A 24,962-nucleotide genomic window follows, 5' to 3' on the forward strand; every position below is an offset into this window, starting at 1 on the left:
GTCAGCTGCCAGCAGGCGGCGGAGGCGGCGGGGGCAGGATGGTGAAGAGCTGCGCCAGCTCAGTCACGTCGCCTGCGCGCATCCAACCGTCTTGTCCCGGGGTCCAGACATGGGTGTCACGTGTCAGCTGGCCTTCCTGCGCCATGCGCCCCATGCGCGCCTTGGAGAATGGCCCGGAGGTTTTGCCATTTTCAGCAGTATGCCAGACATGCTCCACCGGCGGGGGCGGCGGGGCCATCGGGGCGGCCTGCGCTGGCGCCTGCGAGGCAGCGGGTGCGGGCCGTGTGCCCCAGGGACCGGTGGTCTGACCCGCTGCTGCCGGGGACTGCGCCTGGTGCAAGGTCTGACCCATCTGCTGTGCCATCGCCATGCCCATTCCCATGCCAAGGCCCGCGCCCATGCCGCTGTTGGGGGTCTTGGCGGCGGCTTCCATGGCTTCGGCGGCCTTGAACTGCGTATAGCGGCCCAGGTCGCCGATGATGCCCATCTGGGTGCGCTTGTCCATCGCCTGCTCCACCGCCGGCGGCAGCGAGATATTTTCCACATAAAGCTCTGGGATGGCGAGGCCGTATTCCGCCACGACGGGGCCAATCTCGGCCGCCACCAGCTTGCCCAGATCGGCGGTGTTGGCCGCCATGTCCAGCACCGGGATGCCCGATCCTGCAATGGCGCGCGAGAACTCCTGCACGATGATGTTGCGGATCTGATAGGAGATCTCGTCCATGGTGAACTGACCATCGGTGCCGACGATCTCGGTCAGGAAACGCGCCGGATCCACCACCCGCACCGAGTAGCTGCCAAAGGCGCGCAGGCGGACCGGGCCAAACTCCGGGTCGCGGCACATGATCGGGTTCTTGGTGCCCCATTTGAGGTCATTGAACCGCGTTGTCGCGACAAAGTAGATCTCGGATTTGAACGGCGACTGAAAGCCGTGGTCCCAGTGCTGCAGCGTCGTCATCACCGGCATATTGTTGGTCTCAAGCATGTAAAGACCGGGCGTGAACACATCCGCCAGCTGGCCTTCATGCACAAAGACCGCCGCCTGACCCTCGCGCACCGTCAGCTTGGCGCCGTATTTGATCGCATGGCCTTCGCGTTCAAACCGCATGACCATGGTGTCGCGGGTGTCATCGGTCCAATGGATGACGTCGATGAATTCGCCTTTGAGAAAATCGAAAATGCCCACGCTGTGTCCTCCCACGGCTGTTTCCCAAGATGTAGCAACCCCGTTGCCTCGAAACCAGAGGGCAGGGCGTGGAACTTGCGATTCTGCCGGAGACATGGCGCTTTTCCCCGCAACCGTATGATGCACGTGTCGAGGGGGTGCAGGGATGGCGTCCTAAAGAGACAGGTCGCCCATGATCTCTTGGGCGATACGCGCGACGGTCGGTCGGGCTTCATCCGCGCTCATGGCCACGCGCAGACGGGAATCATACAGGATCTGCAGCAGCTTCTCGTCGTGGCTGGTCAGGCGGGCGAATTCGTCATCATCGTTGAAGATGGAGGGCCGCGCCCTAGGGCTGTCGTTGCGCAGGCCAAGGCCTTGCGCGATTTCTTCGTGAATGCAACTGTCGCGCATCAGTTCAGATTGCTCGGCCCGGATCAGCGCAACCCCGCGGGAGTAATTCAGCGGGTCGCGTTGCGGGCCGCCTGCAAAGACCAGGCAGTAGAACTTGCGCGGCGGGGTCGCAAACAGGGCGACGTCACTGGCCGAAAGATTGGGCAGGAGCTGGCGCACCTTGCTTTCAACATAGTCAGCGTCATCAATGCCTGCAAAGATCACGGTGAAATTGCCGCTGGCGCCGATCGTGACGGGATGCCCGGTGATGCGCGCGAGACGGGCGGCATATGCAGCAAGTGTGGCGCGATCCCGTTTGGCCTGCGCCGCGGACACCGAGGGGCCAAAGACCGGCACCAGACGCACCGGTTGCTCCCAACGCCCAAGGCCCCCGGCACCGCCATCAGAGGCCGTGGCGTATTCGTCGTAAAACGCAAGGGTTTCAAAGTTTTCCGCCAGGTCCTCGGCGTCATACGGCGTTTCCGGCCCGCCGCCATCTGTGCGCAACAACCCGCGGGTCAGCAGATCCTGTTCAAGGTCAGCGTAGTACTTCGTCAGGGCCTGTGCCTCGACCGACGGGGTGTAGATCGGTTTTTCCGGCCGTGGCGTTGGGCGCGGCGTGTCCTTGGGGCCGGGCGCAAGCGCCAGACACCCGCTGAGCACGACAGTCGCGCCCAGCGACAGAACCGCGCCGAGGCGGCGGTTCCGGGTCTTATTGTGTCGAGGCGTCACGCGCCCATGCTCACTTTGGCACGGCGGTGCCGGCATTGTCGCCGACACCATCCTTGCGCGCCTTGGCGGAGGCCAGCGTGTCGCGCAGTTCGGTTTCCATCTTCTTCAGCTCGGTCTCTGCCTCGGCGCGCTTGCGCTTGCCCTCGTCGGCGATCTGAAGGCTTTCCTCGATGGTGCCGATCAGATCCGCATTGGCCTGTTTTACGGCCTCGATGTCAAACACGCCGCGTTCCATTTCCTGCCGGATCACCTTGTTGCTTTCGCGCAGGTTGGAGGCATTGGCAGTCAGCAGCTCGTTGGTCAGGTTGTTGGCGTCGCGCACCGCATGCGCCGCCTCGGCGGAGCGCTGGATGGTTACCGCCTGCGCCAGCTGGGTTTCCCACAGCGGCACGGTATTCACGAGGGTGGAATTGATCTTGGTCACCAGCGACTTGTCGTTTTCCTGCACCAGGCGGATCGAGGGCAGCGACTGCATTGTGACCTGACGGGTCAGCTTGAGGTCATGCACCCGGCGCTCCAGATCGTCGCGGGCCGCACGCAGATCGCGCAGCTCCTGCGCCTTGATGACCTTGTCGTCTTCTGGTGCCGCCTCGACGGCAGCTTCTTTTTCGGGAATGTCTGTGGCGTCTAGCTCTGCCAGTTTTGCCTCACCGGCAGCAATATAAAGCGCCAGCTCGTCGTAGAAGTTCAGCGTCTTCTCATAGAGCACATCAAGGGATTTGATGTCCTTCAGCAGCGTATGCTCATGGCCCAGGAGATTGTCGGTGATCCGGTCGATCTGGCCCTGGATGGTCTCGTATTTGGCGGTGAACTTGGCAAAGGGCGCGGCACGGCCCAGCAGCCGTTCCCAGAAGGTGGGCTTGCGGCGCACATCGAGTTCGGAGACCGAAAAGCCCCGGATGGTGGTGACGATATCGCGCAGGGAATCGCCGGCGGGGCCGACATCCTTGTTGCGCACATCCGTCAGCATCGCTTGGCTGATCTGCTGCAATTCGCCCTGTGCGGCAGAGCCGAAGGAGATGATCGAATTGGTGTCACCCATGTCGATCTCGCCGATGCGGCGACGGATCGCGGTGGTGGTCTCCGGGTCTGCGGCCTCCAGCGTGGCCAGCTCGCCCTTGGGCTCAGCCAGGGCAACCTCGGTCACTTCCTTCACCAATGTTTCGGCTTCGACGGCTTTTTTCTGAATGGTCTCGGACATGGGCCAGGCCTTTCTGTCAGGTTAAGAGGGGCGGTCCATCTGGACGCCTTCGCGCTCCAGCCGGGCGCGCAATACATCAATTTCAATCGTCAGGTCGCCACGGTCCTCCAGCAGGAGTTTTTCGGTCCGGGCGGCAAAATTCTGTTCCAGATCGTCAAGCAACGCCAGATAGTCGGCGCGGGCCTGTGCGTCGCCACTGCGCGCAAAGATATCGGCAAACTTGATGGACGCGTCGCGGGCCCCCATGAGGTAGACGGTCAGATACTTGCGCGCGGCGGTCAGATCGCGCGGGTCTTCCTCCACCGTGCGGCAGAGGTCACGGGCCACGGACTGGAACTGGTCCACGCGCAGCTCGACCTGACGATCCTTGGCACGCAGAACGGCATCCTTCATCGCGGCCAGATGGGTTTCGGCCTCATCCACCACGCGGGCCACGCGGGAACTTTGGAATTCGTCCACCCCCGCGACGCCCTTGTCGCTGAGCGGGTCAACACCGAATGCGGCGAAATGCAGCCCGCTACAGGCCAGCCCATAGAGCGCAGCTGTGATCACGCCAGGCTCGCTGGCCCAGGCACCGACCGCGCCGCCGAGACCACATAGAAGCGCGGCGAGGATTTTGCGGGGCAGGGCGGGGCGACGCGCCACCTTGCGCGCAGCATAGGCGGCTTCGGCCTTCAGCCCTTCGCGCAGCATCACAGCGGAGCCGACCCAGAGACCTGCGCCGATCAATCCGATCACCAGGGCCGAGGCACCGGCGCCAAGGGAGAACAGCATCAGAACAGCAGCAGGTACGAACATCAGATTGGCGCGCAGGCCCACGGGGTTCACCTGTGCGTTTGCCATCATCCGGGAGGAGCTTGAGGGGCGACCGTCCGGACGGCTGCCGGAGGGGTCGTTGCCCGAGGGGCTGAATTTGCCACCAAAACGCTGTGCCATGTGTCTAGACCCCAACGATCCAGCCGGTCCCGATGCCCAGCATCAGGATCAGCAACGCGACATAGGCGATGGATTTCACCGTTTTGGCCCCCAGACTTTCCTCAACGCATTGAAACCTAGGAGATCTCAGGCCCGCGTACTAGGGGGAAGTCCGCTCAAGGGCGCTCAACCTTGCGGTTTTTTGCCAAAACGCCCTGATTTGCCACTTGGTTTGCCGCTGGGTCTACCGCCTGTGGCGGGCCCGGACTTTCCCGGGCGTGTGGCGCTGCTGGAGGTTTTGCTGCCAAAGGTCTTGCCACGGCCCATGCTCGCTCCGCCATCCTTGCCACCGCCACCCTTGCCCGTGGGCTTGCCTGCCGGGGCCTTGCCCGCTGGGCGACCCTCAGACCTGCCACCGGGCTGGTCGGGGCGACCCTGCGGTTTGCCGGGGGCATTGCGTGGCCCGCGCGAGGGGCGCTGCGGTTTCTTTTTCGCTTCGCCATCACCTTCGGGCGCTGGCAGGCCAAGCTGGTCACGGACAACCCGCGACCGCAGCTCTTCGACTTCGCCTTCTTTCAGCGTGCCAAGTTGGAAAGGACCGTAGGACACACGCAAAAGCCGGTTGACGGGATATCCCACCTCATCCATCGCACGACGGATTTCGCGGTTCTTGCCCTCGCGCAGACCGATCGTGAGCCAGGCATTGGCGCCCTGCTGACGGTCGAGAGTGACGGTCATCGGCTGGAACCGTTCGCCGTCGATCACCACGCCCTTGCGCAGGATCTCGAACTCATGGTCCTGAGGGCGGCCATTGATGCGCACCCGGTAGCGGCGCAGCCAGCCGGTGGAGGGCAGCTCCAGTTGGCGTTTGACGCCGCCGTCGTTTGTCAGCAGCAACAGCCCCTCGGAATTGATGTCGAGCCGTCCGACGGTCATCACCCGGGGCAGATCCTCGGGCAGTTCGTCAAAGATCGTGCGACGGCCCTTTTCGTCCGAGTTGCTGGTCACCAGCCCGGTGGGTTTGTAATAGAGCCACAGGCGCGGGGCCTCGGCCTCGGGCAGGGGCTTGCCATCCACGACGATACGGTCGTTGTCGGTCACATTCAGTGCCGGGCTGTCGATCACTTTGCCGTTCACCGCCACGCGGCCCTCGGCGATCATCCGCTCTGCCTCACGACGGGAGGCAACGCCAGCACGGGACAGCACCTTGGCGATACGGCCGCCTTCGGACGCGGGTTGTGCGTTGACCGACGCATGACCCTGCGGGCCTTGCGGCGCGCGCGGCTTTGCCGACGGTTTGGCCTTTGGCCGGGAGCCGGGCGCGGCACCGGTGGCTGCGCGATGCTTGGAAGGGGCGGATGGGGTTTTCTTGCTCATGGCGCTGCCATAGCCTATTCGCAAGACCTGCGAAAGCACCCATTGCAGGGTAAGGCTGCCCCGGATCTCGGCGGCATCGGCGACAAAGGAGCACCACAGGGATGGAGTTTCGATCCTTCATGGCAGAAGCGCTGATTGAGGCGCGCGCCGCCGCCGCCCGCGGCGAGGTGCCGGTGGGCGCGGTGCTGGTAGGCCCCTCGGGCGAGGTGGTCGCGCGGGCTGGCAATCGCACACGGGAACTCAACGACCCCACTGCCCATGCAGAGGTTCTGGTGATCCGCGCGGGGTGTGCGGCATTGGGAAGTGAGCGGCTCCTGGGGCACGATCTCTATGTGACGCTGGAGCCTTGTGCGATGTGCGCCGCTGCCATCGCCGCTGCCCGTGTGGCGCGCGTCTATTACGGCGCGTCCGACCCGAAATCCGGCGGTGTGGCCCATGGCGCCTGCGTGTTCGACCACCCGCAGGCCCATCACGCGCCGGAGGTCTATGACGGCTTTTCCGCGACACAATCTGAGGCGCTGTTGAGGGATTTCTTCGCGAAACGGCGCGGGTGAGCCTGCCACCGACAGACCTGTTGCAGCGCTTTGGCCTGAGCGTGCCCGAGCTGGTTGCAGAGACCGCGCGTGCGAAGGTCTGGCGCGTACGCCGGGGGGCGGACGCATGGGCGGCGCTGAAGTACTATCCCGCCGGTCATATGGGGAATGAGGCAAGCGGCCTTGCCTATCTCGAACGCTGCGAGGGCGCGGGAGCCGTGCGGGTTTTCGAGCGCAGTGCGGATGCGGTTCTGATGGAGTGGCTTGAGGGGCCATCATTGGGGGATCTGGCGCGTGCGAAGGGGGCAGAGGCGGCGGATTATGGGGTGACTGACGTGGCCGCTCGATTGTGTGCCACCCGCATCTCAGGCGCCGGATTGCTGCCGGTATCAACGGTCATGTCGCCCCTGCGCGACGCCAGTTTCACCTCGCCTGAAGCGAAAGACGCGCAGGGGGTTGCGCGGGCCTGTCTGGATCAGTTGCAATGCGGTGTGGGGGAAGACGTCGCCCTGCACGGTGATCTGCACCACGACAACATCATCCAAACGGCTCAGGGCTTGCGGGCCTTTGACGCCAAGGGGTTGGTGGGGCCGCGCGCCTATGAGTTGGCCAATGCGTTTCGTCATCCGCGTGGATGTCGCGCCCATGCCGCAGACCCGCAGGTGATCCGGCGTCGCGCGATGATGTGGGGGCGTGTTGCGGGCTGCACTGCGCGGGAGCAACTCCATTGGGCAATTGCGAAGCTGCTTCTGTCGATGCTCTGGTCCGGGCAAGAAACCCTGGATGACCGTATGCTCTTGCGGCACATGCTCAGCGTTGCGAAATCGGGCTTGCAGATCTAGGTCAAGTGACCTAAATGTGAGGTGGGTCAATTGACCTAATCGTCAGACCTGCTCGGGTTTCACACGTGGATGGAGAGACCGATGACACGCACGGGAGATCGAATTGTCAGTCAGGCGGATGTGCTGTTTTACGAGCGCGGGTTTGAGGCCACGTCCTTGGCCGATATTGCCGGGGCGCTGGGCCTGTCGCGCGGGAATTTCTACTATCATTTCAAGACCAAGGATGAGATTTTGAATGCGGTCATAGACCTGCGCTTGTCTCGCACGGCGGCGATGTTGACGGCGTGGGAAGCAGAGAGCGACACGCCCCTTGCGCGCATCACCTGTTTCATCCGCATCCTGATCCGCAATCGCGCCAAGATCATGTCCTGGGGCTGCCCGGTGGGCACATTGGTCAGCGAGCTGTCAAAGCTCGAACATGCCGCACAAGGTCGCGCGGCGGAGCTGTTCACGCTCTTCATCGACTGGCTCGCAACGCAATTTCGCAGCGCTGGTATCGAGCGAGATGCGAAGGCACTGGCCACCCATCTGATGGGGCGCAGTCAGGGCGTGGCGGCGCTGGCGCAGGCCTTTGGTGATGAGGCGCTGATCGAGGCAGAGGTTGCGCAGATGACAGATTGGGTCGAGCAGCAAATCGCGACGCAGGCCCCATAGCCCATTCAAAACAGGAGCGAGGGTCGCGATGTTTGTGATCTATTTGAAATTCACTGCAGAAAAGGCGCGCGCCGCGCAGGTCATGGAGGCGCATAAGGCGTGGCTGGCGCAGGGGTTTTCCGACGGCGTTTTCCTCGTGGCGGGGTCACTGGAAGAGGGGCAGGGCGGGGCGATCCTTGCATCGGGAGAGGACCGTAGAGCGTTGGAGGCCCGGGTCGCCGCAGACCCCTTTGTGGTTGAAGGAGTTGTCGTGGCGGAGATTACCGGGTTCACGCCCGCCCGCACCGATGCGCGGCTTCAATTCCTGAAGGTGGCCGCATGAGCCGGATTGTCACCGGCGCGGACGGACGTGACCGCTGCGCATGGTCTGCCTCCGCGCCGGAGTTCGACGCCTATCACGATGCGGAGTGGGGCTTTCCGGTGGGCGAGGATCGGCGGTTGTTTGAAAAGATCTGTCTGGAAAGTTTCCAATCCGGCCTGAGCTGGCGCACCATCCTGTCAAAGCGCGAGAACTTTCGCGCGGCCTTTGATGGCTTCGATTATCACGCGATGGCGGGCTATGGGCCGGAGAAGGTTGCGGCCTTGTTGCAGGATGCCGGTATCATCCGTCATCGCGGGAAGATCGAAGCGGTCATCAACAACGCCGCACGGGCAATCGAGATTGAAGCGCGCGAAGGCTCTCTGGCCGCGTTTTTCTGGCGCTATGAGGTCAAGACACCGCCAGAGCCGCAGACGGTCTCTACCTGTCCCGAGTCGGTGGCGTTGTCGAAGGACTTGAAAAAGCGTGGCTGGAAATTCGTCGGACCGACCACCTGCTTTGCCTTCATGCAGGCGATGGGGTTGGTCAATGACCATGCCGAAGGCTGTTTTTGCCGCCCGTTGGCGGCTCAGGCGCGTTGGGCGTTCACAGTCCCGGTCTGACTTTCGGACCTGTCCCGACTGATTTTTGATTTGATGGCAGATGTCTTGTCTGAGCTGTTTCGCTTTGGGCTTTGCCCAAAGCGACCCGCGCCGCGCGCCCGAAGGGCGCGCGGCGCTCGGCCCAACGGAAGGTGTGGTTTTTTATAAACCATGCCGACGGGCGGGAGCTCACCCGCCCGGCAGTGTGGTAAGCGATTGACCTGCGGTGTTATTTCACCACGATTTCGCGCGGCACATCCACCAGCGGCTCGCCGCCGTTGGGAGTCACAACAAAGGTCTCGGTGATCGCCATGCCCCAATCCGGTGTCCACAGGCCCGGCATCAGGTGGAAGGTCATGTTCTCTTCCAGCTTGGTGGTATCACCGGGGCGCAGCGACATGGTGCGCTCGCCCCAGTCCGGCGGATAGCTGAGACCCACCGGGTAGCCGGTGCGGTTGCCCTTGATATAGCCCGCGCGGCCAAAGCTCTCGTAGACGCAGGCGGCGACTTCCTCGCAGGTCACACCCGGCTTGGCGACGGCGAAGGTGTCCTCGATCGCCTGCAGGATTGCCTTTTCACCACGGCGGATGTCCTCGGGCGGGCTGCCGAGGAACAGCGTGCGGCTGATCGGGCAGTGGTAGCGGCGCACACAGCCGGAGATCTCGAAATACGTCGCCTCGCCGGGGGCCAAGGGGCGGTCGTTCCACGTGATGTGGGAGGCGGAGGCCTCAATCCCCGAGGGCGCAATGGGCGAAATCGCCGGATAGTCCCCGGCCAGGAGCGGCAGGCCTTCGATGCCGGCGGCCTGCACCCGCGCGACCAGCGCGTTCTTTGCGATACCCTCGTTGAAGGAGGCACGCAGCACCCCGTGCATATGCGCCGAGAGCTTGCCTGCGGCCTCCATCAGCTGCAGCTCCTGCTCGCTCTTGACCGCGCGTTGCCAGTTCACCAGGCCGGTGGCATCGGCCAGGGCGTCGCGACCAAGGGCGGTTTCAAGGATCTCATGGCTGCGGGCGGAGTAATAATAGTTGTCCATCTCCACCCCGATGGCCTCGGTCCAGCCGAAGTCGCGCAGCAGCTCCACCAGCGAGTCGAACGGATGGTGGTCCGGGTGCTGCACATGCTCCTCGGGCCAGTCGAACAGGTGATCGGCCTCCAGCCAGGTGGTCAGCGCGGCGCCCGGCTTGTCCTGGGTGCGGCCCCACCACATCGGCATGCCGGTCTCATGCAGAATCACCGCCTGTGGAACATAGAAGCTCCAGCCGTCATAGCCGGTGAGCCAGGCCATATTGGAGGGATCGCAGATCACCAGTGTTTTAAAGCCCTGCGCGGCCATGGCGCGGCGGGTCTTTTCCAGTCTGCGGGCGTATTCGGTGGTGGTAAAATCGTTGGCTGGCATTAGAACTCGATTTCTTTCAGAACCTGTGGCTCGATGACGTTGACGCCGGGAAGCCCGTCAATCAAGTCCTGTGCGCTCTGTTCCAGCAATGGAAAAGTGCGATAGTGGCATGGAATGACCGTTTTGAAGGCAAAATAGCGCTTTGCGGCATAGGCGGCGGCCTTCATGTCCATGGTGAAATGACCGCCAGCGGACAGGATGCCGATGTCGGGCCGGTAGTAATCCCCCATCCAGTCCATGTCGGCCATGATGTCGGTATCGCCCGAGACATAGATCATATGCCCCTCGGCCTGGATCATATACCCAACCTCGCTGCCGGCGGTGCGCAGCCCGTCGCGGGTGGAAAACGTGTTGGAATGCGAGGCCGGCACCATGGAGACGCGGGTGTCGCCCACCTCGACCGTGCCACCCTTGTTAAAGCCGAGGGTCTCCACGCCCTCGGTCTCGCCCCAAAACCCCATCAGGTCGTATTGGCCGATGATCGGCACGGAGAGATGCTTGGCCAGACCGAGCACATCCGCAACATGGTCAAAATGCGCATGGGTCAGCAAGATGTGGGTGGTGCCGGCTGTCGCAGCCTCGTGCTGGTGGTCCTCCAGCATCGGGTTGCCGGTCAGCCAGGGGTCGATGAGGATCGTGGTGTCGCCGGTTTGCAGGCGGAAGCCGCCATGACCAAGCCAGATCAGTTTCATATGCGCTCTCCCTGTGGGTGGTTCATGCAGGATGCCTTTTTTGCGACCCTATCAGGGGTTTCGGAAAAATCCATTGATCTAACGCGCAAGATTGCGTGTCAGAGTAAACACGTCCTGGGCAGCAAGATCCTGTGGCTCGGGGCGTGGCGCGCGCGGCGCGGTCTTTACGAGAGTCTTCTCGACTGCGGCGACCCGGACCAAGCCAGCAAGCGCCCTGGCGCAGCACTTCATTTGGCCTTTGAAGCGGAGAAATCCCAAGGCAGGCTTGCGGCGCGCAGGCGCGGGCGGTAAATGCGGGGGCAACACGAGATGAGGGTTATTGATGTCGATTGACCAAAGCACAGCCGCGAAGGTGGCCAAACTGGCCCGGATCAAGGTCGAGGAGGACGCTCTGCCCGCGCTGGCAGAGGAGTTCAACACGATCCTTGGATTCATCGAGCAACTGAACGAAGTGGATGTCGAAGGCGTCGAGCCGATGACCTCGGTCACCCCGCAGCGCCTCGCGCGCCGCGTCGACGAGGTTACCGACGGCAACCAGCAGGACAAGGTGCTGGCCAATGCCCCCGATGCCCGCGAAGGCTTTTTCGCAGTGCCCAAGGTTGTGGAGTAAGACATGTCTGACCTGAACAAACTGGGCCTTGCAGAGGCCCGCGATCTGCTGCGCAAGGGCGAGACCACCTCGGTCGAGCTGACTGAGAGCTGCCTCAAGGCCATCGACGCGGCAAATGCCCTCAACGCTTTTGTGCACAAGACGCCTGAGATCGCACTGGAACGCGCCAAGGCGGCGGATGCGCGCATCAAGGAGGGCGACGCGCCCGCGATGTGCGGCCTGCCGATCGGCATCAAGGATCTGTTCTGCACCAAGGGCGTGGACAGCCAGGCGGCTTCGAACATCCTCAAGGGCTTCAAGCCGGAGTATGAATCCACCGTCTCGCAAAAGCTGCAGGACGCTGGATCGGTGATGCTCGGCAAGCTGAACATGGACGAATTTGCCATGGGGTCGTCGAACGAGACCTCCGCCTATGGCAATGCGATCAGCCCCTGGCGGCGCGGCGCGGATGAGACCGCGATCACCCCCGGCGGCTCCTCCGGTGGCTCCGCCTCTGCTGTGGCGGCTGACCTGTGCCTTGCGGCGACCGGCACCGACACGGGCGGGTCGATCCGACAGCCTGCGGCTTTCACCGGCACCGTCGGCATCAAACCCACCTACGGGCGCTGCTCGCGCTGGGGCATTGTTGCCTTTGCCTCCTCGCTGGATCAGGCTGGTCCGATGACCAAATCGGTGCGCGACGCGGCGATCATGCTGGAGGCCATGTGTGGCCATGATGCGAAGGATTCGACCTCCGCAGACCTCGCTGTGCCGAACTTCGAGGCAATGCTGACCGGCGACATCAAGGGCAAGAAGATCGGCATCCCGCGCGAATACCGTATGGACGGCATGCCTGCCGAAATCGCCAAGCTCTGGGATGATGGCACGGAGATGCTGAAGGCGGCCGGTGCGGAGATCGTCGACATCTCCCTGCCGCACACGAAATACGCGCTGCCGGCTTACTACGTGATTGCCCCGGCAGAGGCGTCGTCGAACCTGGCGCGCTACGACGGGGTTCGCTTTGGCCACCGTGCCAGCCTCGACGCCGGCGACGGCATCACCGAGATGTATGAGAAGACCCGCGCCGAGGGCTTCGGCTCCGAAGTGCAGCGCCGGGTCATGGTCGGCACCTATGTGCTGTCGGCAGGCTTTTACGATGCCTATTATAACCGCGCCCGCAAGGTCCGTACCCTGATCAAGAAAGACTTCGAGGATGTCTTTGCCGCCGGTGTCGACGCGATCCTGACCCCGGCCACGCCCTCCGCGGCCTTTGGCCTGGGCGAGATGAACGACGCCGATCCGGTCAAGATGTACCTGAATGATGTCTTCACCGTCACCGTGAACCTCGCCGGCTTGCCCGGCATCTCGGTGCCGACCGGGCTGGATGCACAGGGACTGCCGTTGGGTCTGCAGCTCATCGGCAAGCCCTGGGACGAGGGCGATCTGCTGAACACTGCCTATGCGCTGGAGCAATCGGCGGGCTTTGTGGCCAAACCGGCGCAGTGGTGGTAAGACAAACGGCAAAGCAAAACTGAGCAGACAGGTGAGACCTATGCGAGTTCTGGGAACCATGGTGGCGGTGAGCGTGATTGCGCTCGCAGCCTGTAGCCCGCAAGTGCCCGACAGCGCCGCAGGGATCGGGGATGACACGAGCCCCTTCAATGCGCCGCCCGCGGTGGAGCCGGGGCAGACACTGAACGGCGACCCGCTGGTGTCTCCCACGCGCCTGTCTGACGAGAACGCCTCCAACACCGCCAACTGGCAAGATCCACGCCCCTCTGGCGCTGCCTCTGCGGGCAATGACGACATTGCCCGCGAAGCTGCCGCTGCGATCAGCGCATCCGGTCAGAATTCGGGCCAGGCACCGCTTGAGGCCAGCCCGTCCAATCCGGCGCCTGCACTTGTTGGTAATCCGACGATTTCGGATGAGAACAACTTTGAAGCGGTGGCCGCCCGGCAGACCATCGAAAGCGATGCGGAGCGGATTGCCCGGCAGCGCGCGCAATATGAGGTTGTCACGCCTACAGCGGTGCCGGACCGTCCACAGGACCTGTCGCCGAACATCGTGCGCTATGCCCTGTCGACCTCGAACCCCCGGGGGCAGCGCATCTACAGCCGCACCGGCCTCAATCTGCAAGCCCGGTCCCAGCGTCATTGCGCCGAATACGCTTCGCCAGATCTGGCGCAGACAGCCTTCCTTGAACTGGGAGGGCCGAAACGGGACCGCAAGGCATTGGATCCCGATGGCGACGGCTATGCCTGCGGCTGGGATCCGGCCCCCTATCGTGCCGCCGTGCGCGCTCAGAGCCAGTAAGGACCCTGCTTGACCGGCTGTGCGCCTCTCTGGCACCCGAGCCCCAACTTCGGGCCGCGGCGCAACGGTCTGCGTCCGCAGCTGATCGTATTGCACTACACCGCGATGGCCAGCGCAGAGGCGGCATTGAGCCGACTGTGTGATCCCGCGCATGAGGTCTCGGCGCATTATCTGATAGGCAGTGATGGGACCCTTTGGCAGATGGTGCGTGAAGATATGCGCGCTTGGCATGCGGGGGCTGGCGAGTGGATGGGGCACACCGACATCAATTCGCGCTCGATCGGGATCGAGCTGGACAATCGCGGCGATCACCCGTTCCCAGACCCGCAGATGCAGCGCCTGGAGGCGCTGCTGCCGCGCATCATGACGCGGTGGAGTATCGCGCCAGAGGGGGTGATTGGTCACTCCGACATGGCGCCTGGCCGCAAATGTGATCCGGGGCCGCGCTTCGACTGGCAGCGGCTTGCGACCCTCGGATTTGCGCGGCCCGCCCGCCGGTCAAATGCCGCCACCGCCGCCACGCCGCAGAGTTTTCGCAAGGCCGCGCGGGCCTGCGGGTTCACCGCCGAGGTTGACGATGCCACGCTTCTTGAAGCCGTGCGTCTGCGCTATCGGCCCTGGGGGGAGGGGCCATTGTGCCCCGACGACCTCACTCCGCTTCTGGACTGATTTTCACCTTTTTAAAAATACCTTGGGGTGAATGCGCATCCGCGCAGAGGGGCAACGCCCCTCTCCTCCGTGCCACCTTGACGCAACGCCCACGCAGGCGTAGGCAGACCGCGCGCAGAGAGCCGGATGGCCGCGTTGGGGTGCAAGCCCCCGCGAGGAAAGTCCGGACTCCCTGAAACGACGGTGCCGGGTAACGCCCGGGCAGGGCAACCTGACGGAAAGCGCCACAGAAATGAAACCGCCTCGCCAAACCGGAGGTTCGCCGAAGGGGACGTTGCGGGGTAAGGATGAAACGGTGGGGTAAGAGCCCACCGCGCCGCTGGCAACAGGGGTGGCACGGCAAGCCCCACCGGGAGCAATGCCAAATAGGGCCTCCGCGCGGGCCGGTCGGGGCAACCCGATACCGCCGCTAGGGATGTTTCACCCGAGAGAGGCCGGGTTGGCAGCTACAGGCGTCCGGCAACGGGCGTCGCAGAAGAATGGTCATCGAACCTTGTCCTTCGGGGCAGGGGGAACAAGATCCGGCTTACAGGCTCTCTGCGCAAATCATAGTGGTCGGCCCGCAAGGACCGCCATTTCAACGGGCAGCACATTTATCCCGGCGAATCCTATTGACACTCGCCACGACAAGGGTAAAACCGCACGCTCATATAGGAATTAGACCCGAGAGGCCCCCTGCCTTTTCGGACGCAGGAGAAGCACAATGGCGAAGCCGACCACCATCAAAATCCGCCTGAACTCGACCGCGGGCACGGGCCACTTCTACGTGACCAAGAAGAACGCACGCACCATGACCGAAAAAATGTCCGTACGTAAGTACGACCCGGTCGCGCGCAAGCACGTCGAGTACAAAGAAGGCAAAATCAAGTAAGGCTTTCGGGATCAGACAAGATCTTTTGATTTGAAAAGGGTCACGCATATCGCGTGGCCCTTTTTTTTGTGGAACCTGTAAAAAGGGCCACGCCGCGCGTGCTCAGGTCTGTCGTAGTTTTCTAAAATGCGCGACGAGCTGCCATTTGACGCCGCCGCGCTCACACATTCCAACCACATTCTCCCTGCAGAAAAGACTTCTCAGTAGTGTGTGTTGATCGGGGTGTTTGATATGAAAAAAGTATTGGGACTATCGGCGCTCATTCTTTTGCTTCCTGCGGTGGCCGTGGTGAAAGAGAGGGACGACACCGCCGAGGTGATGGGACCGCCCTCACAGATCGTCGTAGAACTGCTCTGAGGGCATAGTCCCTAGCTTTCTGACCTCTTCTCCACACTGGCGAGCCAGAGTACCTGACAGCACGGCCCGCGCATGTCACGCATCGCTATCAGCCCTCCAGGCGCCATTCTGCAACGGTTGTGACCGGTTGCAGCCCCATGCTCTGCATCAGCCCGGCTGACGCGGTGTTGAACGGCGCATAGGTCACGCCGATCACCGTTGCCCCATCGGCGAGCGCGCGGCGTTTCATCTCCGCCATCAGGGCCTTGCCGACACCGATGCGACGGAACGGTTTTGCGACGGCGATGTGGTGCACCATGGCGCGTCGTTCTGCCGCGCGGACGGGCAGCGCGGCGCGATCCTCAACCTCGTAGATCAGATAGCCCATCACCGCGTTCTGCGGGCTGAGCGCCACCAGAGCGACGGTCTGCGGCTGTGACAGCCACTCCTGCAGCCAGAGCGTCAGCGCATCGAGTGCGGGGTCTGCGGGGTAGCGGGCGGGCTGCTGCGCGACATGCAGCGCGTGCAAGTCTTGCAGGAGCGGGACAAGGCGCGGGGCCTCGTGTGGATCAAGTGGTGAAATCCTCATGTGATAATCCTCATTTCTGATGTCGGTTCAAATGGCTGTCGCAAAATGGGCTTGGCGAACAAAAGGGATAGGCGAACAAAAAAGGGGCGGATCTGAAAGATCCGCCCCGGCTGTCATATGGTATGGGAGAGTGCGTTATTCGCGGTTCCCAAACAGCTGGAGCAAGAACATGAACATGTTGATGAAGTCCAGATAGAGGCTCAGAGCGCCCATGATCGCGGACTTGGCCAGCCACTCCTGGTCACCGGCATGTACCATCTGCAGATAGTCGTTCTTGATGCGCTGGGTGTCATAAGCGGTCAGACCGGCAAAGATCAGAACGCCAAGCACGGAGATCGCAAACGCCATGGCCGAGGAGGCCAGGAAAATGTTCACGACGGATGCAACGATCAGGCCGATCACACCCATGATCAGGAAGGAGCCCATGCCGGAGAGGTCTTTCTTCGTGGTGTAGCCCACCAGAGACAGACCCGCGAAGGCGACGGAGGTGATCAGGAAGACCTGAGCGATGCTCTCGCCGGTGAAGACCACGAAGATCGAGGAGATCGACAGGCCCATCAGCGCGGCAAATGCGTAGAACACCAGCTGCACGCCGGACGCGGGCAGGCGTTTCGCTGCGGCACCAAAGCCGAAGAAAATAAACGCCAGCGGCGCGAACATGATCACCCACTTCAGCGGCGAAGCGTAGATCGCGTAGCCAAAGTTGGTCAGGTAATTGTCACCGCTCAGCTGAGCGACCGCGTTGGCCGGATCAGACGTGACCGCGAGGCCCGCGATCGCCCAAGCGGCGAGGAACGTGATGAGCGTGCCCACGGACATCGTGCTGTAGACTTTGTTCATGTGGGCGCGAAGCCCTGCGTCGATCTCGGCGGTACGTGCGCCGGCAGCAGACCGAATGCTGTCAAACTGTGCCATATGTCATGGTCTCCGTCTAGAATTCTCCCTCAGAGCACATCCGCGACGCGGACCTGCCTGTTGTGCCAAATATTGGCCTTTGGGCCCTCATGTTCAAGGGGTTCCGGACTGCAAACCAACGAAAAGCGACGCGACAAAGACATGTTTTTTAGCGGAACCGGCACGGCAGGTGATGGCAGGCCGGTTCCAATGGTTTTTTCGGCAATATCAGAGAGATCACTGTGGCGACCTCAACTCTGCCAGTGATGGGGCGCATCCCACGGCTTGCGACGGACTTCGGCGTCAACTTCTGCCCGGCTGAGGCCGATGTCCTTCAGCTGGGTGTCGGACAGTGACGCCAGGGCGCGGCGCTGCCGACGAAGCGCAACGACAGCGTGAAGGCGCGCAAGCAGCGAGAGGCGGCTGCGGGGGAGTGGGGTGCTTTGGGATATGCTGCAGGTCATGATGGGCTCCATAGTATCGTTTGTGATGAGTGAGCTTTCTTGCATCACTTCTGTTGATATATAGAGGCGAATAGGTGTATTCTCAAAACGAATGATTTTGAAGTAACCCATCAAGAGGTGTGATGATGCGAAATCTGGACATAACCACGCTGCGCTCGTTTGTGGCCGTCGCCGACACGGGCGGCGTGACGCGCGCCGCCTCCTTTTTGCATCTGACGCAATCGGCGGTGTCCATGCAGCTCAAGCGGCTGGAAGAGATGTTGGGCGAGGAGTTGCTGGACCGCAGCGGGCGCAGTATCGGCCTGACCGCAGCCGGAGAGCAGCTCTTAGGGTTTGCGCGCAAGATGCTCAGCCTCAATGACGAGATCATTTCCCGCCTGACGGACCAGGCGTTTGAGGGCGAGGTGACCCTGGGGGTGCCGCATGACGTGGTGCATCCGGTGATCCCGATGGTCTTGCAACGCTTTAACGCACAATTTCCGCGGGTGAAGGTGAACCTTTGCACCTCTCACACCCGGGGATTGAGGACGGATTTTGACCTCGGGCGGTTCGACCTGATCGTCACGACCGAAAGCGTGGCCGGGGCCGGTGGTGAGACCATCCACCAGATGCCGCTGCGCTGGATCGGGGCCCTCAACGGGCAGACCTGGCGTCAGCGCCCGTTGCGCATTGGGTTTTGCCGCAACTGCATCTTCCGCGGGCTGGCCACCGCGGCGCTCGACGATGCGGGCATCCGTTGGGAGATGGCCGTAGACAGCGAGTCGGATCGCACGGTGGAGGCCACCATCAGCGCGGATCTGGCGGTGGGCGTGCTGCTGGAAGGCACCCAGCCCGCGCATCAGCAAGCGATCGACCACGGCGGCGCCCTGCCATCGCTGCCGGGGCAGCACATCAACCTCTATGGGGCAGAGCGGGCGCGTGCCCAATACGTTGAGCACCTGGCCGGGTTGATCCGGCAGGGGTTTGCCGGGCTGTCCCAACCCGGCCTACGTATGGTCGGCACCGAGGTCGTCAGCCCGTCGTCTCAGGTCGGGGTTGCATGATCACCTTGCCCGTGGCTTTGCGGCTGCGGATCAACTCCAGTCCCTGTGCGGTCTCGCTAAGGGGCAGGCGGTGGCTGATGTGCGGGGTGATCCGCCCCTCGGCCAGCCAGCGCATCAGCTTGTCAAAGGTTTCGCGCCCCAGCTCCGGGCGCAGGCTCACCAATCCGCCGAGGTAGAAGCCGATCACGGTGAGGTTCTTGACCAGCAGGTGATTGGCCGGGATCTGCGGCACCTCGCCACCGGCAAAGCCGATCGGCAGCAGACGCCCGCCTGGATTGGTGGCCCGGAACGCCGCCTTCCAGGTCTCGCCTCCGACGGCATCATAGACCACATCGGCGCCACCCAGCGCCTTCACGCGCAGGCGCAGATCCTCGGATGCGTCGATAAGGTGATCTGCGCCCGCAGCTTTTGCCACTGCAAGCTTCTCCGCACCGCGCGCCTGCGCGATGACTGTCGCCCCCAGATGTTTCCCGATCTCAACTGCCGTCAACCCGACGCCTCCAGCGGCGCCGGTCACCAGCAGCGTCTCGCCCTTCTGCAGCCGGGCCTGTTGTTCCAGCGCCAGCAGGCTGGTGCCATAGGCGATCAAGGATGCTGCCGCCGCGTCGTAGCCCACCGACGCGGGCAAGGGGACCGCCCGCGCCGCATCGAAGACGCCGAACTCGGCCAGACCACCCTGGCCCCCAAAAACTGCAACACGATCTCCGATTTGGAATTCCGAAATGTCATCGCCCACTGCGGTAACCCGCCCTGCGCATTCCAGGCCCGGAGTGAAGGGCAGGGGCGGTGTATCCTGATAGCGCCCCTCCACCATCAGAAGATCGGCGAAGTTGAGCGCGCATGCATGGATTTCCAAACCGATCTGACCGGGGCCAGGAGCGGGGGTGTCAATTTCCATCAGATTTCCGCAGGACCCCTGTTTTCCTATACGAAAGGATAGCATAGATGTTTTACTCCCTGATTCTTGCGCTAGCGATTCGGCATTGATGCAAGCGCATATACAACGATTTACAGCCTCGCTATTTATGGCGGGTGGCTGGAAACCGTATTTGCGGTATTAACCATTCTAAATTTTGATGCATAAAATCATATATTTGCTTGGCCCGGCCCGTTGTGCGCGTGTTGCTTTACTTGAATTCAACCACGAAGAGCGTACACTTTCCACATAACTGAACCTTTGACTCTAACCAAAAGATACCGATGACGGTTTGTGCGCCATCGGCCTGCGGGTCCGGAAATAGAATTGTGGGCCTTGTGAAGGCTGCACCGCCAGCATTCTGGGCTACCGTAACTGGGAGATACTTTAAATGGCACATCCCGTCGACACTCACGTTGGCAAACGCATTCGACATCGCCGCTGGCTGATTGGAATGACGCAGCAGCAATTGGCTGAAAAAGTTGGAATTAAATTTCAGCAGATCCAGAAGTACGAAACCGGCGCGAACCGCGTCAGCGCGTCGCGACTCTGGGACATTTCTGATGCGCTCGGCGTGAACGTCAGTTTCTTTTTCGAAGGGCTGCAGGATGAGGACAAGGCCGTCGCTGAAAAGGCGCGTGTGCCTGCGGACCTCATGGGCGACAAGGAAGCGCTTGATCTCGTGCGGTCCTACTATGCCATTCCGGAAAACCAGCGCCGCCGTCTTTTTGAACTGGCGCGTGTTCTGAGCGACGTCGCCTGACAAAACTGATATGTTGGACGTGTCTGTTCCGAACATATTCGCTTTACACATCCGCATACCCGAGGAGGCCGCAATTGCGGCCTCCTTTTCGTTGGGATGTATCCATCGTTTCATCACGGCGGTGTGTTTTCATCACGGCGATGTGTTTTCATCGCTTTGCAGCATCGCTCTGTGCCTTCCGTTGGGCGGATTGGCGGAATTGCATTCGTTTTTTCTGCGATGGGTTTGCCTCGGGCTTTTCTCTTGAAAGCATCCGCGCGCCGTGGCACCCGCAGGACACCGCTATCTTTTGATTTGACCGGGACCCTTGCCATGACGATGTCTGACCTCGACGTTGCGCGACAGCTTGCCGATGCGGCGCGCGCTGTCATTCTGCCGCATTTCCGCAATGCCAATACGACCGCTGACAACAAGCTGCATGACGGCTTCGACCCTGTCACCATTGCAGACCGCGCCGCAGAGGAGGCGATGCGCTCTGTCTTGGGCGACCTGCGCCCGGAGGATGGCATTCTCGGCGAGGAATTTGCCCCGAAGCCGGGAACAAGCGGGCGTACCTGGGTGCTGGACCCGATCGACGGCACCCGCGGTTTCATCAGCGGCACGCCGACATGGGGGGTGTTGATCGCTCTGTCGGATGATGATGGCCCGATGCTGGGTATTGTCGATCAGCCCTACATTGGTGAGCGTTTTGAAGGCAGTCGTGACCACGCTCAGGTCGTTGGCCCGCATGGCACCCGACCGCTGGTCACGCGCCGCACGGACAGTCTTGCGGATGCGATCTTGTTCACCACCTTTCCCGAGGTTGGCACCGAGGCCGACCGCGCCGGGTTCGAGCGGGTGGCGCGTGAGGTCAAGCTGACCCGCTATGGCATGGATTGCTATGCCTATGCGCTGCTGGCGGCCGGCACGGTGGATCTGGTGATCGAGGCCGGGCTCAACGCCTATGACATTCAGGCCCCCATCGCGGTGATCGAGGCGGCAGGGGGGATCGTCACCAATTGGGAAGGCGACCCCGTGCACAACGGCGGTCGCGCGCTTGCGGCGGCCAACCCGCAGATTCACGCTGCTGCTCTGGCTTTGCTCAAGGCGGGCTGACCCGAACAGCATCAGACAAAGCGCGCCGCGATCCTGTTCCGGTCCAGTGCCCATGATGCGGCCATGTCAGGGTTGATTTTCAGGATTTCGGCAAAACGCTTATGCGGGTTGCCGAACTTGCCCCATCGCGGCAGCGGTTGTACCAATAGGGGCGCGCCGAGTCCTTTGCCCCTGTTCTGTCGGCGCATCATCACCTCCACACACCGAAACGGGCGATAGATGGAGCGTGAAATCATGTCTGCTTTTTTGATCAAGAACGTCGAAACCCTGCTCACCATGGATGACGCACGGCGGGTGCTGAAATCCGTCGATATCCGGGTTCGCGACGGGGTGATTGCCGAAATTGGCACCGGTCTTCAGGGCGAGGAACCTGTGGTGGAGGCCCGCGGCACGGTGGTCACCCCGGGGTTGGTGAATACCCATCACCACCTCTACCAGAACCTGACCCGCGCGGTGCCGGGCGGGCAGGATGCGCTGCTGTTCGGTTGGCTTCAGACGCTCTACCCGATCTGGGCGCGCATGGGGCCTGCGCATCTGCAGGTCTCCACCCAGCTGGGGCTGGCAGAGCTGGCGCTCTCGGGCTGCAGCCTGACCTCGGATCACCTCTACCTGTTTCCCAACGGTGGACGGTTGGACGATACCATCCATGCCGCCGCAGAGGTGGGGCTGCGCTTTCATCCCACCCGCGGCGCCATGAGCATCGGCGAAAGCGATGGCGGCCTGCCGCCCGACAGCCTGGTGGAGCGCGAAGCGGATATTCTCGACGACATGATCCGGGTGGTGGACGCCTTTCACGATGCGGGCGAAGGCTCCATGTGCCGGGTTGGCCTCGCGCCCTGTTCGCCGTTCTCGGTCAGCCGCGAGCTGATGCGCGACACGGCGGTTCTGGCCCGCGACAAGGGCGTGATGCTGCACACCCATCTGGCGGAGAATGACGAGGATGTCGCCTATAGCGAGGCGCAGTTCGGCTGCCGCCCGGGTCAATACGCCGAGGATCTGGGCTGGACCGGCGAGGACGTCTGGCACGCCCATTGCGTGAAACTCGACGGGCAGGAGATTGATCTCTTTGCCAGAACCCGCACCGGCGTGGCCCATTGCCCCTGCTCGAACTGTCGCCTCGGCAGCGGCATCGCGCCGGTGCGTCAGATGCGTGATGCCGGCGTCAAGGTCGGCCTCGGGGTCGACGGTTCCGCCAGCAACGACATCGCAAACATGTGGGAAGAGACCCGTCAGGCCATGCTCCTGCAGCGGGTTACCAATGGCGCCGATGCGATGTCCGCCTACGAGGCGCTGGAGATGGCCACCCGCGGTGGCGCCGATGTGTTGGGGCGGGCGGATTGTGGCCGCATCGCGGTTGGCAAACGCGCCGATCTGGCGATCTGGGATATCTCCGGTCTGGCCTCCAGCGGCAGCTGGGATCCAGCGGCGCTGGTGCTGGCCGGGCCGCGCCAGGTGCGCGACCTGTTCGTCGAGGGGCGTCAGGTGGTCCGCGACGGCGCCGTCACCACGCTGGACCTGCCGGGGGTGATCCGCCGCCATGGCGAGATGACCCGCGTGCTGGCCAACGGATAGGCCAACGGCGGCTAGCCGTCTCAGGCGGATGTGCAGCGGCTGCGAAACAACTCCAGATACTCCGCGACCGCCGCGCGCATCTCATCTGCCCGCATCTGCGTCACGATCTCTTCCGGGCTGCGCTTCAGCAGGTCCAGACGCAGAAACGGCTCTGCCATGAAACCGCTGCTCACCGTTGACAGCACTCGGCGCAATTGCGCCAGCATCTCATCGCCCCGATGCGAGCCATGCATCAGGGCGATGGGTTTGGCGATGATCTCCTCGCGCGACACCAGCCAATCGATGGCGTTCTTCAGCCCGCCGGGCAGGGCGTGCACATATTCCGGACTGGCGAGGATCAGCCCGTCCGCCTCGGCGATCTGATCGGCAAACGCCTGCACCGCGGCGGGCAGCGGCGCGGCCTCCAGATCCGGAGAGAACACCGGCAAGCCTGCCAGCCCTGCAAAGACGGAGATCTCGAAAGGGGGCGGCGCAACCTCTGCCACCGCCCGCAACAGCGCGGTATTGCTGGAGGCTTGCCGGGCGCTGCCGGAAATCGCCAAGAGTTTCATCATCTTGCTCTTTCTGCGTCGCTTGGGGGCACCCTAAAAGGGGCAAACCCCGGATGCCTATGTCTTTTGATCGCAAATATCCCTGGGGTGAGGCCCGTCAGGGCCGAGGGGCAGCGCCCCCTGCAGGCTCGGGCCCCTTGGGGCCTGAGCCACCGGACATCCACGCCGCACTCACACCACCTTGCGACCGGCAATCCGCACCTCCGATATGGCGCGGTCATCGCCCATCATCACGGTGGCAAACAGCGCTTCCCAGAGGTCAGCTGCCCGCGCCACCCGCTGCGCGATGGCCGGGGTCGAGGCCAGGTCGAGCACCACGAGATCCGCCTCCATGTCGACCGCGAGGTTGCCGACCTTGCCCTCCAGCCGCAGCGCGTGGGCCGAGCCTTGGGTGGCCAGCCACAGCAATTGCGCCGCATGCAGGGGCGTGCCGCGCAGCTGCGCCACCTCATAGGCGGCGGCCATGGTGCGCAGCATCGAGAAACTCGACCCGCCGCCGGTATCGGTGGCCAGCCCGATCCGCTGCCCCTCCGCCATCAGGCCGTGCAGATCAAACAGGCCGGAGCCGATGAAGGTGTTGGAGGTCGGGCAATGCACCAGGCTTGCACCGCTTTCGCGCAGCCGGTCGCGCTCGCGCGGCTGCAGGTGGATGGCATGGCCAAACACCGCCCCTTCGCCCAACAGGCCAAAGCCTTCATAGGTATCGAGATAATCGCGCGCCTGCGGGAACAGCCCGCGCACCCATTCGATCTCGTCCAGCTGCTCGCTCAGATGGGTCTGCATCAGGCAGCTCGGGTGCGCCGCCCAGAGTGCGCCAAGCGCCTCCAGCTGTTCCGGCGTCGAGGTGGGCGAGAACCGTGGCGTGATCGCATAAGTCAGCCGGTCGACCCCGTGCCAGCGCGCGATCAGCGCGGCACTCTCGTCATGGGCCGTTTGGGGCGTGTCGCGCAGGCCCTCGGGCGCGTTGCGATCCATGCAGGTCTTGCCCGCCACCACGCGCTGGCCGCGTGTCTGAGCGGCGGCAAAAAGCGCCTCGACGCTTTCGGGGTGGATGGTGCAGTAACTGGCGACCGTGGTGGTGCCACAGGCGGTGGTCAGGTCCAGATAGCGCGCCGCGATCTCTGCCGCATAGCCCGCATCGCCAAACCGCATCTCCTCGGGAAAGGTATAGGTGTTCAGCCAGTCGATCAGCCGCTTGCCCCAGCTGGCGATAATCGCGGTCTGCGGATAATGCACATGCGCGTCGACAAACCCGGGCAGGATCACCTTGTCCCCATGGTCCAGCAACTGCGCCCCCGGCAGCGCCTTCACCAGCGCCGCCTTGGTGCCAAGCGCCACGATTCGACCACCGCGCAGGGCAATGGCCTCATGCTCCTGCACCGCGGCCTCCGGTCCGGTCTCGGAAAATGGAGAGGCCACAAAGGACAGCACCCGGCCCAGAAGAATGAGATCTTGTTCCATCGACGCATCACACCTGTTGTAAAATCATGCAG

Annotated in this window: 30 protein-coding genes and 1 other RNA gene; 17 read left to right on the top strand and 14 right to left on the bottom strand. The window is 62.9% G+C overall.

Translation table 11 applies throughout. The features are described from left to right. Position 1: 1 nt before the first annotated feature. From R0J92_RS03140 to R0J92_RS03160, 5 genes are all read right to left on the bottom strand, one after another. Positions 2-1,186 carry an SPFH domain-containing protein gene (locus R0J92_RS03140; RefSeq protein WP_317386563.1) on the bottom strand — a complete coding sequence of 395 codons (1,185 nt, stop codon included), beginning with the start codon at positions 1,184-1,186 and terminating at the stop codon, positions 2-4. Between the two features lie 153 nt (positions 1,187-1,339). Continuing rightward, positions 1,340-2,290 carry a DUF2927 domain-containing protein gene (locus R0J92_RS03145; RefSeq protein WP_411050690.1) on the bottom strand — a complete coding sequence of 317 codons (951 nt, stop codon included), beginning with the start codon at positions 2,288-2,290 and terminating at the stop codon, positions 1,340-1,342. A gap of 10 nt (positions 2,291-2,300) precedes the next feature. After that, the gene (locus R0J92_RS03150) at positions 2,301-3,491 is read right to left on the bottom strand and encodes a toxic anion resistance protein (protein ID WP_106162882.1); all 1,191 of its coding nucleotides are present in this window, start codon (positions 3,489-3,491) and stop codon (positions 2,301-2,303) included. A gap of 21 nt (positions 3,492-3,512) precedes the next feature. Next, positions 3,513-4,427: a 5-bromo-4-chloroindolyl phosphate hydrolysis family protein gene (locus R0J92_RS03155; protein WP_411050691.1), complete on the bottom strand. Its 915-nt coding sequence runs from the start codon at positions 4,425-4,427 to the stop codon at positions 3,513-3,515. A 165-nt stretch (positions 4,428-4,592) separates the two neighbouring features. Next, positions 4,593-5,783, bottom strand: coding sequence for a pseudouridine synthase (locus tag R0J92_RS03160; protein WP_411050692.1), 1,191 nt, complete (start codon positions 5,781-5,783; stop codon positions 4,593-4,595). 101 nt (positions 5,784-5,884) lie between these two features. Here R0J92_RS03160 and R0J92_RS03165 point away from each other — a divergent pair, with 101 nt between their 5' ends. The 5 genes from R0J92_RS03165 (at position 5,885) to R0J92_RS03185 (ending at position 8,733) form a co-directional block, all read left to right on the top strand. After that, positions 5,885-6,337 (top strand): nucleoside deaminase, encoded by a 453-nt coding sequence (locus R0J92_RS03165; RefSeq protein WP_317386559.1) that lies wholly within the window; start codon positions 5,885-5,887, stop codon positions 6,335-6,337. Next, positions 6,334-7,158: an aminoglycoside phosphotransferase family protein gene (locus R0J92_RS03170; RefSeq protein WP_411050693.1), complete on the top strand. Its 825-nt coding sequence runs from the start codon at positions 6,334-6,336 to the stop codon at positions 7,156-7,158. The genes R0J92_RS03165 and R0J92_RS03170 overlap by 4 nt, the downstream gene beginning before the upstream one ends. A gap of 81 nt (positions 7,159-7,239) precedes the next feature. Beyond that, positions 7,240-7,812, top strand: coding sequence for a TetR/AcrR family transcriptional regulator (locus R0J92_RS03175; RefSeq protein ID WP_411050694.1), 573 nt, complete (start codon positions 7,240-7,242; stop codon positions 7,810-7,812). Positions 7,813-7,840: 28 nt separating this feature from the next. Beyond that, the gene (locus tag R0J92_RS03180) at positions 7,841-8,134 is read left to right on the top strand and encodes a YciI family protein (protein WP_411050695.1); all 294 of its coding nucleotides are present in this window, start codon (positions 7,841-7,843) and stop codon (positions 8,132-8,134) included. After that, on the top strand, positions 8,131-8,733 hold the full coding sequence (locus R0J92_RS03185) for a DNA-3-methyladenine glycosylase I (protein ID WP_411050696.1): 603 nt from the start codon (positions 8,131-8,133) through the stop codon (positions 8,731-8,733). Before R0J92_RS03180 ends, R0J92_RS03185 begins: the two co-directional genes overlap by 4 nt. Positions 8,734-8,941: 208 nt before the next feature. On the opposite strand, the gene R0J92_RS03190 is transcribed toward R0J92_RS03185, so the two are convergent. Both R0J92_RS03190 and R0J92_RS03195 read right to left on the bottom strand, forming a co-directional pair. Beyond that, positions 8,942-10,111, bottom strand: a complete 1,170-nt coding sequence (locus R0J92_RS03190; protein ID WP_106162874.1) for a M24 family metallopeptidase — start codon at positions 10,109-10,111, stop codon at positions 8,942-8,944. Further along, the gene (locus R0J92_RS03195; protein ID WP_106162873.1) at positions 10,111-10,803 is read right to left on the bottom strand and encodes a metal-dependent hydrolase; all 693 of its coding nucleotides are present in this window, start codon (positions 10,801-10,803) and stop codon (positions 10,111-10,113) included. The genes R0J92_RS03190 and R0J92_RS03195 overlap by 1 nt, the downstream gene beginning before the upstream one ends. A 24-nt stretch (positions 10,804-10,827) precedes the next feature. On the opposite strand from R0J92_RS03195, the gene R0J92_RS03200 reads away from it, so the two are divergent. The 8 genes from R0J92_RS03200 (at position 10,828) to R0J92_RS03235 (ending at position 15,603) form a co-directional block, all read left to right on the top strand. Further along, positions 10,828-11,094, top strand: a complete 267-nt coding sequence (locus tag R0J92_RS03200) for a hypothetical protein (protein WP_411050697.1) — start codon at positions 10,828-10,830, stop codon at positions 11,092-11,094. Between the two features lie 31 nt (positions 11,095-11,125). Continuing rightward, complete coding sequence (gatC, locus tag R0J92_RS03205; protein WP_106162872.1) at positions 11,126-11,413, top strand: Asp-tRNA(Asn)/Glu-tRNA(Gln) amidotransferase subunit GatC; 288 nt, start codon at positions 11,126-11,128, stop codon at positions 11,411-11,413. A gap of 3 nt (positions 11,414-11,416) precedes the next feature. Then, positions 11,417-12,904, top strand: a complete 1,488-nt coding sequence (gatA, locus tag R0J92_RS03210) for an Asp-tRNA(Asn)/Glu-tRNA(Gln) amidotransferase subunit GatA (RefSeq protein ID WP_411050698.1) — start codon at positions 11,417-11,419, stop codon at positions 12,902-12,904. Positions 12,905-12,944: 40 nt separating this feature from the next. After that, positions 12,945-13,706, top strand: coding sequence for a hypothetical protein (locus R0J92_RS03215; protein ID WP_411050699.1), 762 nt, complete (start codon positions 12,945-12,947; stop codon positions 13,704-13,706). 9 nt (positions 13,707-13,715) lie between these two features. Further along, positions 13,716-14,375, top strand: a complete 660-nt coding sequence (locus R0J92_RS03220; RefSeq protein WP_317386552.1) for an N-acetylmuramoyl-L-alanine amidase — start codon at positions 13,716-13,718, stop codon at positions 14,373-14,375. Positions 14,376-14,489: 114 nt separating this feature from the next. Next, an RNA gene (gene rnpB / locus R0J92_RS03225) (RNase P RNA component class A) lies at positions 14,490-14,920 on the top strand. 158 nt (positions 14,921-15,078) lie between these two features. Beyond that, positions 15,079-15,246 (top strand): 50S ribosomal protein L33, encoded by a 168-nt coding sequence (rpmG, locus tag R0J92_RS03230; RefSeq protein ID WP_050927593.1) that lies wholly within the window; start codon positions 15,079-15,081, stop codon positions 15,244-15,246. A 231-nt stretch (positions 15,247-15,477) separates the two neighbouring features. Then, positions 15,478-15,603: a hypothetical protein gene (locus R0J92_RS03235; RefSeq protein WP_317386551.1), complete on the top strand. Its 126-nt coding sequence runs from the start codon at positions 15,478-15,480 to the stop codon at positions 15,601-15,603. A gap of 88 nt (positions 15,604-15,691) precedes the next feature. Here R0J92_RS03235 and R0J92_RS03240 read toward each other — a convergent pair whose 3' ends face one another. The 3 genes from R0J92_RS03240 to R0J92_RS03250 all read right to left on the bottom strand — a co-directional run bounded on the left by R0J92_RS03240 (position 15,692) and on the right by R0J92_RS03250 (position 17,529). Next, positions 15,692-16,171 (bottom strand): GNAT family N-acetyltransferase, encoded by a 480-nt coding sequence (locus R0J92_RS03240; RefSeq protein WP_411050700.1) that lies wholly within the window; start codon positions 16,169-16,171, stop codon positions 15,692-15,694. A 135-nt stretch (positions 16,172-16,306) separates the two neighbouring features. Then, positions 16,307-17,086 carry a Bax inhibitor-1 family protein gene (locus tag R0J92_RS03245; RefSeq protein ID WP_106162866.1) on the bottom strand — a complete coding sequence of 260 codons (780 nt, stop codon included), beginning with the start codon at positions 17,084-17,086 and terminating at the stop codon, positions 16,307-16,309. 230 nt (positions 17,087-17,316) lie between these two features. Next, on the bottom strand, positions 17,317-17,529 hold the full coding sequence (locus R0J92_RS03250; RefSeq protein ID WP_411050701.1) for a DUF1127 domain-containing protein: 213 nt from the start codon (positions 17,527-17,529) through the stop codon (positions 17,317-17,319). A 122-nt stretch (positions 17,530-17,651) separates the two neighbouring features. Here R0J92_RS03250 and R0J92_RS03255 point away from each other — a divergent pair, with 122 nt between their 5' ends. Beyond that, a complete protein-coding gene (locus tag R0J92_RS03255; RefSeq protein WP_411050702.1) occupies positions 17,652-18,572 on the top strand; it encodes a LysR family transcriptional regulator in 921 nt (306 codons plus the stop codon). On the opposite strand, the gene R0J92_RS03260 is transcribed toward R0J92_RS03255, so the two are convergent. After that, complete coding sequence (locus R0J92_RS03260; protein ID WP_411050703.1) at positions 18,541-19,515, bottom strand: NADPH:quinone oxidoreductase family protein; 975 nt, start codon at positions 19,513-19,515, stop codon at positions 18,541-18,543. The two genes, R0J92_RS03255 and R0J92_RS03260, sit on opposite strands and share 32 nt — an antisense overlap. A gap of 364 nt (positions 19,516-19,879) precedes the next feature. Here R0J92_RS03260 and R0J92_RS03265 point away from each other — a divergent pair, with 364 nt between their 5' ends. Beyond that, positions 19,880-20,251: a helix-turn-helix domain-containing protein gene (locus tag R0J92_RS03265; protein WP_106162864.1), complete on the top strand. Its 372-nt coding sequence runs from the start codon at positions 19,880-19,882 to the stop codon at positions 20,249-20,251. 312 nt (positions 20,252-20,563) lie between these two features. After that, positions 20,564-21,346: a histidinol-phosphatase gene (hisN, locus tag R0J92_RS03270; RefSeq protein ID WP_411050704.1), complete on the top strand. Its 783-nt coding sequence runs from the start codon at positions 20,564-20,566 to the stop codon at positions 21,344-21,346. A gap of 11 nt (positions 21,347-21,357) precedes the next feature. Here hisN and R0J92_RS03275 read toward each other — a convergent pair whose 3' ends face one another. Beyond that, positions 21,358-21,582 (bottom strand): hypothetical protein, encoded by a 225-nt coding sequence (locus R0J92_RS03275; protein ID WP_106162862.1) that lies wholly within the window; start codon positions 21,580-21,582, stop codon positions 21,358-21,360. Between R0J92_RS03275 and R0J92_RS03280 the strand changes: the two genes are divergently transcribed. Then, positions 21,581-22,918: an 8-oxoguanine deaminase gene (locus R0J92_RS03280; protein WP_411050705.1), complete on the top strand. Its 1,338-nt coding sequence runs from the start codon at positions 21,581-21,583 to the stop codon at positions 22,916-22,918. The two genes, R0J92_RS03275 and R0J92_RS03280, sit on opposite strands and share 2 nt — an antisense overlap. 20 nt (positions 22,919-22,938) lie before the next feature. Here R0J92_RS03280 and R0J92_RS03285 read toward each other — a convergent pair whose 3' ends face one another. Both R0J92_RS03285 and guaD read right to left on the bottom strand, forming a co-directional pair. After that, entirely contained in the window at positions 22,939-23,472 is a 534-nt protein-coding gene (locus R0J92_RS03285) for an NADPH-dependent FMN reductase (RefSeq protein WP_411050706.1), read from the bottom strand. A gap of 168 nt (positions 23,473-23,640) precedes the next feature. Next, the gene (gene guaD, locus R0J92_RS03290; protein ID WP_411050707.1) at positions 23,641-24,930 is read right to left on the bottom strand and encodes a guanine deaminase; all 1,290 of its coding nucleotides are present in this window, start codon (positions 24,928-24,930) and stop codon (positions 23,641-23,643) included. Positions 24,931-24,962: the final 32 nt, after the last annotated feature.

It is taken from the genome of Tritonibacter sp. SIMBA_163 (assembly GCF_046535935.1).
Classification (GTDB): Bacteria; Pseudomonadota; Alphaproteobacteria; order Rhodobacterales; family Rhodobacteraceae; genus Epibacterium; species Epibacterium scottomollicae.

What these genes read in the sequence shown, in the direction of transcription:
- R0J92_RS03150 (WP_106162882.1), bottom strand. Translation starts at nt 3,491, where the DNA reads ATGTCCGAGACCATTCAGAAAAAAGCCGTCGAAGCCGAAACATTGGTG.
- R0J92_RS03155 (WP_411050691.1), bottom strand. Translation starts at nt 4,427, where the DNA reads ATGGCACAGCGTTTTGGTGGCAAATTCAGCCCCTCGGGCAACGACCCC.
- R0J92_RS03160 (WP_411050692.1), bottom strand. Translation starts at nt 5,783, where the DNA reads ATGAGCAAGAAAACCCCATCCGCCCCTTCCAAGCATCGCGCAGCCACC.
- R0J92_RS03165 (WP_317386559.1), top strand. Translation starts at nt 5,885, where the DNA reads ATGGAGTTTCGATCCTTCATGGCAGAAGCGCTGATTGAGGCGCGCGCC.
- R0J92_RS03175 (WP_411050694.1), top strand. Translation starts at nt 7,240, where the DNA reads ATGACACGCACGGGAGATCGAATTGTCAGTCAGGCGGATGTGCTGTTT.
- R0J92_RS03180 (WP_411050695.1), top strand. Translation starts at nt 7,841, where the DNA reads ATGTTTGTGATCTATTTGAAATTCACTGCAGAAAAGGCGCGCGCCGCG.
- R0J92_RS03185 (WP_411050696.1), top strand. Translation starts at nt 8,131, where the DNA reads ATGAGCCGGATTGTCACCGGCGCGGACGGACGTGACCGCTGCGCATGG.
- R0J92_RS03190 (WP_106162874.1), bottom strand. Translation starts at nt 10,111, where the DNA reads ATGCCAGCCAACGATTTTACCACCACCGAATACGCCCGCAGACTGGAA.
- R0J92_RS03195 (WP_106162873.1), bottom strand. Translation starts at nt 10,803, where the DNA reads ATGAAACTGATCTGGCTTGGTCATGGCGGCTTCCGCCTGCAAACCGGC.
- R0J92_RS03200 (WP_411050697.1), top strand. Translation starts at nt 10,828, where the DNA reads ATGCAGGATGCCTTTTTTGCGACCCTATCAGGGGTTTCGGAAAAATCC.
- gatC (WP_106162872.1), top strand. Translation starts at nt 11,126, where the DNA reads ATGTCGATTGACCAAAGCACAGCCGCGAAGGTGGCCAAACTGGCCCGG.
- gatA (WP_411050698.1), top strand. Translation starts at nt 11,417, where the DNA reads ATGTCTGACCTGAACAAACTGGGCCTTGCAGAGGCCCGCGATCTGCTG.
- R0J92_RS03215 (WP_411050699.1), top strand. Translation starts at nt 12,945, where the DNA reads ATGCGAGTTCTGGGAACCATGGTGGCGGTGAGCGTGATTGCGCTCGCA.
- rpmG (WP_050927593.1), top strand. Translation starts at nt 15,079, where the DNA reads ATGGCGAAGCCGACCACCATCAAAATCCGCCTGAACTCGACCGCGGGC.
- R0J92_RS03235 (WP_317386551.1), top strand. Translation starts at nt 15,478, where the DNA reads ATGAAAAAAGTATTGGGACTATCGGCGCTCATTCTTTTGCTTCCTGCG.
- R0J92_RS03240 (WP_411050700.1), bottom strand. Translation starts at nt 16,171, where the DNA reads ATGAGGATTTCACCACTTGATCCACACGAGGCCCCGCGCCTTGTCCCG.
- R0J92_RS03245 (WP_106162866.1), bottom strand. Translation starts at nt 17,086, where the DNA reads ATGGCACAGTTTGACAGCATTCGGTCTGCTGCCGGCGCACGTACCGCC.
- R0J92_RS03250 (WP_411050701.1), bottom strand. Translation starts at nt 17,529, where the DNA reads ATGACCTGCAGCATATCCCAAAGCACCCCACTCCCCCGCAGCCGCCTC.
- R0J92_RS03255 (WP_411050702.1), top strand. Translation starts at nt 17,652, where the DNA reads ATGATGCGAAATCTGGACATAACCACGCTGCGCTCGTTTGTGGCCGTC.
- R0J92_RS03260 (WP_411050703.1), bottom strand. Translation starts at nt 19,515, where the DNA reads ATGCTATCCTTTCGTATAGGAAAACAGGGGTCCTGCGGAAATCTGATG.
- R0J92_RS03265 (WP_106162864.1), top strand. Translation starts at nt 19,880, where the DNA reads ATGGCACATCCCGTCGACACTCACGTTGGCAAACGCATTCGACATCGC.
- hisN (WP_411050704.1), top strand. Translation starts at nt 20,564, where the DNA reads ATGACGATGTCTGACCTCGACGTTGCGCGACAGCTTGCCGATGCGGCG.
- R0J92_RS03280 (WP_411050705.1), top strand. Translation starts at nt 21,581, where the DNA reads ATGTCTGCTTTTTTGATCAAGAACGTCGAAACCCTGCTCACCATGGAT.
- R0J92_RS03275 (WP_106162862.1), bottom strand. Translation starts at nt 21,582, where the DNA reads ATGATTTCACGCTCCATCTATCGCCCGTTTCGGTGTGTGGAGGTGATG.
- R0J92_RS03285 (WP_411050706.1), bottom strand. Translation starts at nt 23,472, where the DNA reads ATGATGAAACTCTTGGCGATTTCCGGCAGCGCCCGGCAAGCCTCCAGC.
- guaD (WP_411050707.1), bottom strand. Translation starts at nt 24,930, where the DNA reads ATGGAACAAGATCTCATTCTTCTGGGCCGGGTGCTGTCCTTTGTGGCC.